The sequence below is a fragment of the Microbacterium sp. ISL-103 genome (genome assembly GCF_018613995.1).
In the GTDB taxonomy this organism is placed as follows: Bacteria; Actinomycetota; Actinomycetes; order Actinomycetales; family Microbacteriaceae; genus Microbacterium.
Genome location: NZ_JAGGPD010000206.1, coordinates 1 through 11,262, shown reverse-complemented (window position 1 = coordinate 11,262; position 11,262 = coordinate 1). Strand labels below are relative to the sequence as shown.

At 68.8% G+C, this 11,262-nt stretch carries 10 protein-coding genes and 1 pseudogene; 1 reads left to right on the top strand and 10 read right to left on the bottom strand.

Annotated features, from left to right (window positions below; translation table 11 throughout):
• Positions 1 to 34: 34 nt before the first annotated feature.
• The 9 genes from J7E68_RS08520 to J7E68_RS08480 are packed head-to-tail and all read right to left on the bottom strand — an operon-like array spanning position 35 to position 9,153.
• Positions 35 to 676: an NADPH-dependent F420 reductase gene (locus J7E68_RS08520; RefSeq protein ID WP_215171698.1), complete on the bottom strand. Its 642-nt coding sequence runs from the start codon at positions 674 to 676 to the stop codon at positions 35 to 37.
• A gap of 57 nt (positions 677 to 733) precedes the next feature.
• Positions 734 to 1,672 carry a GNAT family N-acetyltransferase gene (locus J7E68_RS08515; protein WP_215171696.1) on the bottom strand — a complete coding sequence of 313 codons (939 nt, stop codon included), beginning with the start codon at positions 1,670 to 1,672 and terminating at the stop codon, positions 734 to 736.
• A 30-nt stretch (positions 1,673 to 1,702) separates the two neighbouring features.
• The gene (gene sufU, locus J7E68_RS08510; protein WP_215171694.1) at positions 1,703 to 2,137 is read right to left on the bottom strand and encodes a Fe-S cluster assembly sulfur transfer protein SufU; all 435 of its coding nucleotides are present in this window, start codon (positions 2,135 to 2,137) and stop codon (positions 1,703 to 1,705) included.
• On the bottom strand, positions 2,134 to 3,456 hold the full coding sequence (locus tag J7E68_RS08505) for a cysteine desulfurase (protein ID WP_215171692.1): 1,323 nt from the start codon (positions 3,454 to 3,456) through the stop codon (positions 2,134 to 2,136). The genes sufU and J7E68_RS08505 overlap by 4 nt, the downstream gene beginning before the upstream one ends.
• 59 nt (positions 3,457 to 3,515) lie before the next feature.
• Positions 3,516 to 5,324, bottom strand: coding sequence for a sigma-70 family RNA polymerase sigma factor (locus tag J7E68_RS08500; RefSeq protein ID WP_215171690.1), 1,809 nt, complete (start codon positions 5,322 to 5,324; stop codon positions 3,516 to 3,518).
• A complete protein-coding gene (locus J7E68_RS08495; RefSeq protein ID WP_215171688.1) occupies positions 5,321 to 6,511 on the bottom strand; it encodes an alpha-hydroxy acid oxidase in 1,191 nt (396 codons plus the stop codon). The genes J7E68_RS08500 and J7E68_RS08495 overlap by 4 nt, the downstream gene beginning before the upstream one ends.
• Before the next feature lie 25 nt (positions 6,512 to 6,536).
• A complete protein-coding gene (locus J7E68_RS08490) occupies positions 6,537 to 7,304 on the bottom strand; it encodes an amino acid ABC transporter ATP-binding protein (RefSeq protein ID WP_285225011.1) in 768 nt (255 codons plus the stop codon).
• Positions 7,301 to 8,245, bottom strand: coding sequence for an amino acid ABC transporter permease (locus tag J7E68_RS08485; RefSeq protein ID WP_251048789.1), 945 nt, complete (start codon positions 8,243 to 8,245; stop codon positions 7,301 to 7,303). The genes J7E68_RS08490 and J7E68_RS08485 overlap by 4 nt, the downstream gene beginning before the upstream one ends.
• 5 nt (positions 8,246 to 8,250) lie before the next feature.
• On the bottom strand, positions 8,251 to 9,153 hold the full coding sequence (locus J7E68_RS08480; RefSeq protein WP_215171686.1) for a transporter substrate-binding domain-containing protein: 903 nt from the start codon (positions 9,151 to 9,153) through the stop codon (positions 8,251 to 8,253).
• Positions 9,154 to 9,328: 175 nt separating this feature from the next.
• On the opposite strand from J7E68_RS08480, the gene J7E68_RS08475 reads away from it, so the two are divergent.
• Entirely contained in the window at positions 9,329 to 10,921 is a 1,593-nt protein-coding gene (locus J7E68_RS08475; RefSeq protein ID WP_215171684.1) for a CdaR family transcriptional regulator, read from the top strand.
• 34 nt (positions 10,922 to 10,955) lie between these two features.
• Here the strand turns inward: J7E68_RS08475 and J7E68_RS08470 are convergent.
• Positions 10,956 to 11,262, bottom strand: a pseudogene (locus tag J7E68_RS08470) (hypothetical protein); the annotation flags it as partial.

The following is an 11,262-nucleotide window of genomic DNA, read 5'->3' as shown; positions in this document are numbered from 1 at the left end:
GATGCCGCAGCATCCGCCCCGTCTCATCGCTGTGTCAGGGCAGACGGTTCGCGATCGCGAGGTTCGCGGCGAGCTCGTCGGCGTTCTGCTTCACGACGTACGCGGGCCGGGCACGCTCCACTCGCCACGATTCGCTGAGCGGACCGACGTTGACCGTGTCGAAGCCCGCCTCGTCGTAGAAGCGCGTGACGAAGGCGACCGCCTCGGCGTCGTCTCCCGCAGTCGCGAGCGCACGACGACCGGCTGTGCCTGCCGGGGTGCCGTCGGTCGTGATGTCGACCGCGAGGATGTGGTTGAAGGCCTTGGCGATCTTCGACGACGGAAGCTGCTTCTGGAGCATCTCAGAGGTCGTGGTCTCGCCCTTGTCGAGGGCCTCGATGTGGCCGTCGCGCTCGAAGTAGTAGTTGTTCGTGTCGAGGACGATCTTGCCGGCGAGCGGTTCGACCGGGAGCTGATCGATCTTGCCGAGCGGCACCGTGACGACGACCGCGTCGCCCGCGGTGGCGGCGTCGACGGCGGTCGCGGCCCTGGCCCGGGGGCCGAGCTCGGCCACGAGATCGGCGAGCGTCTCAGGCCCGCGCGAGTTGGCGATCACCACGTCGTAGCCGTTCGCCACGGCGACGCGCGCCACCTGGCTGCCGATGTGTCCTGCACCGATGATTCCGAGAGTTGTCATCCTCGATCCAACGCACCCGTCGCGACGCTATTCCCTCGGCGACGTCGCGTGTCGTGATCAGACGGCGAGGAGGAAGCGCTCTTCCACGCGGCGATACCCCAGGCTCTCGTAGAGACGGATGGCGCCGGTGTTGAAACCGAAGACGTGCAGACCGATCGAGCCGGCGCCGAGCCGCACGGCCTCCCGCTCGGCCGCATGCATGACGTCGCGGCCGTATCCCTTTCGACGCTGATCGTCGGCGATCTCGATGTCGAGGATGAACCCGTGCGGCCGTCCGCCGCGAGAGCGGACGCCGATCCACAGCACACCCACCTCGACGCCGTCGACCTCTGCGGTGAACAGCTCCTGCCCTTCCGATGCGACCCCGTCCGGCAGCTCCAGCTGCATCTGCCTGTGGGACTCGACCGCCGCATCCTCAGCCGAATACCGACCGGAGGCGGCGAGGTCCGCGGCGAAGGCCGCCTCGGATGCCGCGGCGAAGCTCGTGAATCGCTCGGCCGTCATGGGCCTCACGACGACGCGCGAGCCGGTCTCTCGCCCCGGGAGCGGCTCGAGGAGCATCTGGATCGAGGCGACCTCGAATCCACCCCGCTCGACGAACGCGCGACTCTCGCTGTCGGGCGCGTAGACGCCCATGCTGATCCGATCGACCTGCTGCTTGCGCGCGAGGGCCTGCAGCTCGTCGAGCAGCGCACCTCGCTGCGCGACGCTCGGTGCGAGCACGAACGAGAGATCCACGACGAAGAGCACGCCGTTGTTCGCCGCGAGCCAGATGGTGCCCAGCCGGGTGCCGTCGTCTTCGATCTCGAGGATCAGCGAGGTCGGAGTCTCGTGTCCGTCGGCGAGCAGCTCGGCCAGGAACTCCTCGACGCGGGCGGCGGCGTCATCGCCGACGAACATCCCGGAGTCCTGACGGAGGGCGATCAGTCGCGCGCGCGTCGCATCGAGCCACTCGTCGAAACGGTCGGAGCCGAGCGGCGTCAGGTGAAGAGGCATGATCCCATCCTGCACCTCGCGGCGTGCAGATCAGGACTTGTGCAGTGCGTCCTCGACCGCGACCCAGGCGAGCATGGCGCACTTCACCCTGGCCACGTACCGCGAGACCCCGCCGAGGGCCGCCACATCGCCCAGCAGCTCCTCGTCGGGCTCGATCTTGCCGCGGGAGCGCATCGCCTCGCGGAACGCCGCGATCCGCACCTCGAGCTCGTCGACGGTGAGACCCTCGGCGAGCTCGGCGAGAAGAGACGCCGAAGCCTGCGAGATGGCGCAGCCGTGCCCCTCCCACGCGATCGCCTCGATGCTGCCGTCGCCGGCTCGGTGCACCTGCAGGGTGACCTCGTCGCCGCAGGTGGGATTCACCTGGTGCGACTGCGCCGCGATCTCGCCGCGCAGCCCGAAGCCGTGCGGAGTCCGGGAGTGGTCGAGGATGAGCTCCTGATAGAGATTCTGCAGGTCGCTCATGCGCCCCTCCGGAAGAAGTCGATGGCACCCTGGACGCCGTCGATGACGGCATCGACCTCGGCCTCGGTGTTGTAGAGATAGGTGCTCGCCCTGGTCGACGAGGTGATGCCCAGGCGCCGATGCAGCGGTTGAGCGCAGTGGTGGCCGACACGCACGGCGATGCCGCGATCGTCGAGGAACTGGCCGACGTCGTGCGAGTGGATGCCGTCGACGTCGAAGCTCGCGAGCCCCACCCTCGGCAGTTCGATGCCGGCGCCGAGAACGCGCACGCCGTCGATCGCCGCGAGTCCGTCGACCAGACGTGCCCCGAACGCCGCCTCGTGCGCGGCGATGCGCGGCATGCCCACGGCGGTCAGGTAGTCGATCGCCGCGGCGAGGGCGACCACCTGCGACACCCGCTGGGTGCCAGCCTCGAAGCGCTGCGGGGGCGGCAGGTATTCCGCCTCGGTGGTGGTGACCGTCGTGATCATCGATCCGCCGGTGAGGAAGGGCGGCATGGCCTCGAGCAGCGCCCGCCGTCCGTAGAGGGCACCGACGCCCGTCGGTCCGAGCATCTTGTGCCCCGACAACACCGCGAAGTCGACGTCGAGCGCCCGCACATCCAGCGGCAGGTGGGGCGCCGACTGGCACGCGTCGAGCACGACGAGAGCGCCGACGCGGTGCGCCATGGCGACGAGCTGCTCGACGGGATTGATGATCCCGAGCACGTTCGAGACGTGCGTGAACGCGACGAGCCGAGTGCGCTCGCCGATGAGTTCGGCGGCGACGTCGAGCCGCAGCGCGCCGTGATCGTCGAGGGGGATCACCCGCAGGGTCGCCCCGGTCCGTGCCGCGAGTTCCTGCCACGGGATCAGGTTGGCGTGGTGCTCCATCTCGGTGGTGACGATCTCATCGCCCTCGCGCAGGCGCAGCCCCTCGGCCGCCGCTCCCCCGCGACCCAGAGACGCGTTCGAGATCGCGTAGGCGACGAGGTTGATCGCCTCCGTGGCGTTCGAGGTCCAGACGATCTCGCCCTCGTCCGCGCCGATGAAGCGGGCGACGGTGGCACGAGCATCCTCGAAGACCTCGGTCGCCTCGGCGGCGAGCGTGTGCGCGCCGCGGTGCACTGCGGCATTGAGGGATGTGGCGAACTCGCGTTCCGCATCGAGCACGGCGAGAGGTCGCTGCGACGTCGCGCCCGAATCGAGGTAGACGAGCGGATGCCCGTGCACGACCGTCTGGAGGATCGGGAAGTCCTCGCGCAGACGCCGCACCTCGGCGTCCGTCAGCGGGCTGTCGCTCGACGGGGCGACGACGTCTGCTTCACGGGAAGTGCTCATCCTTCTAGCTTCTCATCCGGCGCGCCGAGCCGGGTCACCGTGGACCGCGTCCACCGCGCTCACGGGATGACGACGATGTGCTCTTCCCCTGCCGGTCCGACGGCGCCCGTCGCCGGGTCGACATAGCGGACGGTGACCCGGTGCGCTCCGAGGCGCACGTCGAGAAGCGATGCGATCGTCGAGGAGTCCGACAGCAGCGCAGACGACGCGGCGTCGTCATCGATCGTCAGCGACACGGTCGAGCCCTCGAGGCCGTGGAGCTCGAGCGCGATGTCGTCCGACGCCCCGTCTCCGTCGGCGTCTGATCGGCGGACCACTCCGTCAGAGCGATCGGACAGTGACGGCACCTCGAAGACGACAGGACCGACCGCCGCGCTGACCGTCACATCCCCATCCACGGGCGACGTGTGCCGCGCCGTGACGAGCATCCCCTGGTACATCGCGTCGGCGCCCGGCGACACCGAGAACTCGCCGTCGGCAGGCACCAGCGCCGTGCCGACGATCCGGCCGAAGCGATCGATGATGTCGACCCGCGCACCGGGGGTGCCGGTGCCGGTGAGGGGAGGCGGAACGACCGCCGATGCAGGCACACTCCACGAGAGGGTCAGCGGCAGCTCGACCGGCGGCTGCTCGACCACAGGCAGTTCTGCCGGCGGCTGCTCTGCCGGACTCTCTGGTCGGGTTCGCGGCTCGGCCGGCGGCGCGGTCGGCACCGAAGACGGCGTGACGTCGAGAGGCGATGTCTGCTCGACGGTCTCCCCGGGGAACGACGGCTCGACATCGGGCAGCGGATGCGGCTGCAGATCGGGAATCGGAGCCGGTGGCTCCGGAATCGGCGACGGATCCACCGCGACGGGCGAAGAGATCGGAGCGGGATCGTCGACGACCAGCTCGGACGGGGCTTGGCGCTCGGTGTTCGGCGGCTCAACAGGGGCGAGCTGCGCGGCGACCGCACCGATCGCCGCGGCGACGGTCACGACGACCACGGCCACCCCGACGATCAGGAGCGGAGCGGAAGGATTCGCCAAGACACTGGCTCCCGCGGCGGCCGACGCAGGCGCAGGCGACGACGCGGAGTATGCCGCCGCCGCCGGGCTCCCCAAGATCATCGGCAGCAGTACCGCCCGCAGCTTCGACGAGGCCTGGGCCACCTCGGCACTGGCCATGGCGCATCGCCGGCAGAGTTCGAGGTGGGCATCGAACCGCGCACGATCACTGCGCGATATATGGCGCTTCCTTCCGTGCGCCACGATGCGTTCGCACGTCCACCGGCACTCGGCCTCTCGACCCGGCTCCTTGATGTGGGCGTTGAGCCAGGCGACCTTGAATCCCTCGCGGGCCCGAGTCGCCAGCACCGACACCGCGTTCGGTGACAGCCCCATGAGCGGTGCGATCTCGCGGGGCCTCATGCCCTCGACCTCGAGGTACCAGAGCAGGGTGCGCCAGCGCTCGGGAAGCTCTTTGAAGGCCTCGGACAGCAGGGTCTTGTCGGAGAGCAGATCGAGGGTCTCCTCCGAGTCGTCGACGGCGAGCTCGTCGATGTACTCCAGAGTGACGTCCTTCTGCTTGCCTCCCCAGGTCGCGGCCGCACTGCGAACCGCCGCGAACAGATACGGGCGGAAGGCATCGGTGGGCCCGCCTCCGTTCCTGATGGCACTGAAGGTCTTAGCGAACGCCTCGCTGACGAGATCCTCCGGGTCGATCGAACTCGTGATCGATCGTGCGGCGCGCAGCGCGGCGGGCGAGTGGCGATCCCACAGCACCCCGTAGGCGCGGTTGTCGCCGGCGCGCGTCGCGGCCACGAGGTCGTCGTCGCTGGCCTCGGGGTCGATGCGGGTGCGCAGAGCGGGCAGCGTCCCCGCGCTCACGATGCCGCCTCTGCCGCAGCCGGCGCAGCCACGATGGCCCCGAGCCGGGGCCCCGCCGTGTCGATCAGCGTGCAGGGGATGTCTTCGATCCGGGTCACCCCGAGGAAGCCCATGACGGTGAGCAGTTCGTCGTGCAGCACCTCGAATGCGCGAGCCACCCCCGGCTGCGCTCCGGCGGCGAGGCCCAGCGCGAACGGGCGCCCCGCGGCTGCCGCGTCGGCGCCGAGCGAGATCGCCTTCGCGATGTCGGAACCGCGTCGCATCCCGCCGTCGACGATCACGGTCGCGCGACGGTCGACAGCGTCCACGATTCCCGGCAGCGCCTCGATCGTCGCCTGCTGGCTGTCGAACTGCCGTCCGCCATGATTCGAGACGAAGACGCCGTCGGCACCGTGCTCGACCGCGAGACGTGCGTCCTCCGAGCTCATGACGCCCTTGACGACGATGTTGCCCTTCCACCGCCGTCGCAATCGGGCGATGTCGTCCCAGGTGGCCGTCTGATTCTCGTTGCGCAGCATCCAGGCCTCCATCTCGCGCATGCGGATGGCGCGTCCGTCGATCCGGTAGTTGCCCCACGTCATCGAGCGTCCGCGCAGCCACCGCATCACCCAGGCGGGGTGCAACGCCGTGTCCACGACATCGCGCAGCGGCGGCCTCGGGGGCATGCCCGTTCCGTGGCGAAGGTCGCGGTCGCGCTTGCTCGACACGGCCACGTCGCCCGCCACGACGAGGGTCTCGACCCCCAGCCCACGCGCGCGATCGATGTGGCGGTCGGTCTCGGCCGCATCGTTCCAGAAGGCGATCTGCGCCCAGGTCCTGCCCGGAGCGGCATCCGCCACCTCATCGAGCGAGCAGCCGGACCAGGGGCTGTGCACGAAGACACTTCCTGCGGCCGCGGCTGCCCGCGCGACGGCCACGTCGGCGTCGGGGTGGCATACCGTCAGGAGTCCCATGGGAGACACGACCAGGGGAAGGTCGAGTCGGGTTCCGAGGATGCTGGTCGTCGCGTGGCGCTGCGAGGTGTCGACGAGCACCCGCTGGGGAAGCAGGTGCGCGTCGAGCGCCTCACGATTGCGGCGAAGGGTGAGCTCGTCCAGGGCCCCTCCTTCGATGAAGTCGAAGACCATGGCCGGCAGGCGTCGCCGAGCACGGCTCCTGAGATCGTCGATGCTGTGGATGTTGCGCACGTCGCGCTCCTATGGGGTGTAGGTGTCAGTGCAGGATTCGGGAGAGGAACGCCTGGGTGCGCTCGTGCTGAGGCCGCCCGAGGACGTCGTCGGGTGCGCCGCTCTCGACGACGACCCCGTCGGCCATGAAGACGACCTGGTCGCTGACCTCTCGGGCGAAGCCGAGCTCGTGGGTGACGACCATCATCGTCATGCCCTCGGCGGCGAGGTCGCGCATGACCGCGAGGACCTCACCGACGAGCTCGGGGTCGAGAGCCGAGGTCGGCTCGTCGAAGAGCATGAGACCCGGCTTCATGGCCAGGGCTCTGGCGATGGCGATGCGCTGCTGCTGCCCGCCCGAGAGCTCCTGGGGATACGACGAGGCCTTGTCGACGAGACCGACTCGGTCGAGAAGGACGAGTGCTTCCTTCTCGACCTCGGCGCGGGCACGCCCGAGCACCTGCGTGGGGCCTTCCGTGACGTTGTCGAGCACGGTGCGATGCGGGAACAGGTTGAACCGCTGGAAGACCATGCCGGTATGGCGACGGGTCTTCGCGATCGCCGATTCCTTCGCTTCGAGCAGTCGGCCGCGATGACGCGTGGCTCCGACCAGATCGCCGTCGACGAGGATGATGCCCGCATCGACCGTCTCGAGCCGGTTCACGCACCGCAGCAGCGTGGTCTTGCCCGATCCGCTCGGGCCGATCAGACACGTCACAGAACCTGTCGGAACCTGCAGTGAGACTCCCTGGAGCACCGTGTTGTGGCCGAAGGACTTGCGCACACCGCGGATCTCGACCATGTTGCGGGTCATCTGATCGGCTCCTTCGACTTCTTGACGCGAACGATGCGCCGAGGCGTGAAACCCCGCCCGTACCGCTCCTCGAGACGGGATTGCACGATGCTCAGCGCCGTGGTCAGCACGAGGTACCAGATGCACGAGACGAGCAGCAGCGGGATGACCTCGTAATTGAGGGAGTAGATCGACTGCACGGCGTACAGCAGATCGGAGATCGCGAGCACGCTGACGAGCGACGTGCCCTTCAGCATCGAGATCACCTGATTGCCCGTGGGCGGGATGACCACGCGCATCGCCTGCGGCAGGATCACCCGTCGGAGCAGCTTCGAGCGGGTCATCCCGAGTGCACGCCCCGCATCGAGCTGCCCCTCGTCGACAGACGAGATTCCGCTGCGGATGATCTCCGCCATGTACGCCGCCTCGTTCAGCGACAGCCCCAGGAGTGCGGCGCCGAGCGGGGTGATCAGCACATTGGCCGAGCCGAGCACGATGCTGGGCCCGCCGAACGGAAGCCCGAGGGCGATGACCGGGTAGAGCGCGGCGATGTTGTGCCAGAAGATGAGCTGCACCAGCAGCGGGGTGCCGCGGAAGAACCACACGTAGACGCCGCTCACGCCGGCGAAGACGGGGTTGCCCGGGACGCGCATGATCGCCAGCACGACGCCGAGGGCGATGCCCGCCGTCATCGCGACCGCCGTCAGCACGATCGTCAGCAGCATGCCCTGCAGCACCTGAGGGTCGAAGAGATACGCTCCGACGACGGGCCAGCCGAACCGCGGATTCGTGGCGATGTCGATCAGGAAGAAGGCGACCACCAGACAGAGCAGCACGCCGCCGATCAGCGTGCCGACCCGGCGTCGCCTGTGGACCTCCAGCGAGGTCAGAGTGCGCTGCAGCCCGGTCATGCTGCCGGCGGGCTCGCCCGTCGATGACCCGCCCTCGTCGATGACTGTCATCTCGATCAGCCCTGTGCCGCGTTGACGCGAGCGTCGGTGATGGCCATCGACTCGAGTCCGTAGTTGGCGAGCAGCTTCTCGTACTCGGGAGAGGCGATCACCGCGTCCACTGCCGCAGCGATCGCATCGAGCGTGCCCGCGTCATGCGGGATGCCGACCGCCACCGGCGCGAAGTCGTTCTCGTCGCCGACCTCGAGCTTCGAATCCTGCGAGACCGCGTAGCCCAGGATCGGCGAGTCCGCGTAGACCACGTCGGCCCTGTCGCTGAGCAGCGCCGACACGGCCTGCCTGGTGTCTTGGAACTGCAGGATCTCGAGAGGCTTCTCTCCCGCCTCCTCACACGCCTGATCGAAACCCGGAACGTTGACCGTGAGCTGGTACGAGCCCTTCAGCACCGCCACGCGCTTGCCGCACAGCTCGTCGAACGACAGGTCCTGCGGGTTGCCCGCCGGCACGGCGAGCGCGCTGCCCATCTGCACGTAGTCGACGAAATCGAGCTGCGTCATCCGCTCCTCCGTCGGCGTCATCGACGAGACCGTCAGGTCGTATCGGCCCGCGCTCATCCCGGGGATGATCGTGTCGAACGTCGTCACCTCGATCTGGGCATCGAGTCCGAGCGCTCCGGCGATGAGGCGGGCGATGTCGGGGTTGATCCCCGTCATCTCGTGCGTGCCCTCGCGGTAGAACTGTGTGGGCGGCTCATTCGTGGGGATCGCCACGCGCAGAACGCCGCCGTCTTGCAGCTCGTCGGGGAGGAGCGCCACTGCGCCTGCCACCGGCTGCATCGCGGGCGCATCGGCGCCGGGCTCCGAGGTGCTCTGCGCGGCGCATCCCGTGAGCAGGATCGCGACGCCGAGCAGAGCGACGGTAGACCTCGATCGGCGCGGGAGAGCGGGAATGCTGTTCATGGGAGTGTCCTGTCGGGGGCGACGGTGCCGGATTCCATCGGCACGGGAAACGCGAACGATGGTCGAATTTCTGACGAGGAGCCCTTCGACCTCGTACTCTCAGTCTTACGGGCGACCGATCTGACCGATATGTAGATTCCTATGAGCCTTGCCCTTTCTGAATGGAGAAGCGTCCATGACCTCGCCTCCCGACGAGATCGACCTCGATGCGCCGACTCTGCGCGACGCAGTGCTCGTCAGTGACGGCGCTCTCTCGTCCCCGATCGGGGCGACGCGGGTCGATGCGACGACCTTCGACGGCGTGGAGTTCTACGACCCGAGCACGTCGAAGACCGACTACGCCGGCCGCATCGTGCTCGGTGCGGGCGTGAGCCGCTCCGGCGTGCCCGGGCTGGCCGCCGAGCTGGCGGCGGCCAGCGCCGCAGCACTCGTGGTGCGTCGCGCCGACGGCGACCCGGCCGACTCGGCAGCGAGCGCAGGCGAGGCGCTCACCGTCCTCCACCACACCGACGGCGACTGGGCGCAGCTCGCGAATGTGCTGCGATCGCTGCTCAGCGCGCACTCGGTCGGACATGTGACGGAAGTGCGGATGGGCGGTCTGTTCGGGCTCGCGAACGCACTCGCGACCCTCACGGAGGGTGCCGTCAGCGTCGTCGACTCCACGGGTCAGGTGGTCGGATACTCCACCCACAGCGACCAGCCGATCGACGACATCCGCCGGCGGACGACGTTGCTGCTGCAGGAGGAGATCCCCATCTCCGCCGACATCGACTACCAGTCGCTGCTGCGCGCCCAGAACGCGCGTCACTTCCCGTCCGACTCCGACCAGTTCGGTCGTGTCGGCATCGCGGTGCGAGCATCCGGCGAGCTTCTCGGATCGCTCTGGGTGATCCAGATAGATCCGAGATCGGCTGCGCGCACCCGCACCCTTCTCGAGGAGATGGAGCCGATCGCCGCGCAGCACCTCCTGCGCGCCAGAGAGGATGCGGCCGACCGCGACCAGCGCAACTCGGGGCTGCTGCGCACCCTCGTCGAAGACGAACGGCATGCGCGGAATGCGGCCTCGCAGCTGCTGATCCGTCCCGAGGGCGGGTGCACGATCGTCTGCTTCCGCGTCGACACGTTCGACGAGGTCGAGGCCATGCGGGGTCTGCACCGACTGCTGCACCTGGCGATCAGCGTGTCGAGCGCGGCGTTCCCGGGGTCGCACAGCGCGGTGATCGGCACGCAGATCGTGACGCTCATCCCCGGCGCGATCGCCGCACGGGCGCACACCTTCGCCCAGTCGGTGATCCGCACCGACACGGCGCTGATCGCAGGCATCGGAACCCGCGCCTACGACATCAACGGGATCGCCCGCTCGTATCGACAGGCCGGCGCCACGGCCGGTGTGCTGATGAGCTCTCCCGTGAGCGACGACAGCCGCAGGCACGCCAGGATCGCGACGTTCGACGACATGCGTGACCGACTGGCGATCCTGCAGGTGACCGATCTCATCGAGGGCCTCGACACCGCGGTGGGCGACAGCGCGAGCATGCTGGCAGAGCACGATGCCGCCCACGGAACCGATCTGTCGCGCACCATGCGCATCTTTCTCGATCAACTGGGCAGCGTGCGAGAGACGGCGGCCGTGCTGCACGTGCATCAGAACACCGTCCGATACCGTCTCGACGTCGTCCGCAACGAACTGGGGATCGACCTCGATTCACCCGACACCCGACTGTGGTTGTGGCTGCGGCTGTCTGTCGCCTCGCGCCCCGTGCTCTGACCGTTCATCCGCGCGACGCCGCCTCCTCGCCCATTTAGACAGCCGCCGCCGTTCCTCCGAGCAGAGCGGCGGGAAGGATCGACCGCAGTCGTTGCGAGACGGTGTCGATCTCGGCCGCGACGAGTCGGCAGGCGTTGCAGAGTGCCATGTGATGCCTCAGCCGATCGATGTCGTCCTCCCCGATCGGCTGACCGCGAGAGCGGACGACGCGCTCGCAGAACCAGCGGCAGTCCGCCCCTCGGGACGCATCGTGGATGTGCGCCTCGAGCCAGGCTCGACGAAAGCCGTCACGTGCGCGCGAGGCCAGCGCCGAGACCGCGTTCGAGGTCATGCCCATCACC

Coding starts and splice junctions, on each gene's coding strand:
- J7E68_RS08520 (WP_215171698.1), bottom strand. CDS start 676: ATGACAACTCTCGGAATCATCGGTGCAGGACACATCGGCAGCCAGGTG.
- J7E68_RS08515 (WP_215171696.1), bottom strand. CDS start 1,672: ATGCCTCTTCACCTGACGCCGCTCGGCTCCGACCGTTTCGACGAGTGG.
- sufU (WP_215171694.1), bottom strand. CDS start 2,137: ATGAGCGACCTGCAGAATCTCTATCAGGAGCTCATCCTCGACCACTCC.
- J7E68_RS08505 (WP_215171692.1), bottom strand. CDS start 3,456: ATGAGCACTTCCCGTGAAGCAGACGTCGTCGCCCCGTCGAGCGACAGC.
- J7E68_RS08490 (WP_285225011.1), bottom strand. CDS start 7,304: ATGACCCGCAACATGGTCGAGATCCGCGGTGTGCGCAAGTCCTTCGGC.
- J7E68_RS08485 (WP_251048789.1), bottom strand. CDS start 8,245: ATGACAGTCATCGACGAGGGCGGGTCATCGACGGGCGAGCCCGCCGGC.
- J7E68_RS08480 (WP_215171686.1), bottom strand. CDS start 9,153: ATGAACAGCATTCCCGCTCTCCCGCGCCGATCGAGGTCTACCGTCGCT.
- J7E68_RS08475 (WP_215171684.1), top strand. CDS start 9,329: ATGACCTCGCCTCCCGACGAGATCGACCTCGATGCGCCGACTCTGCGC.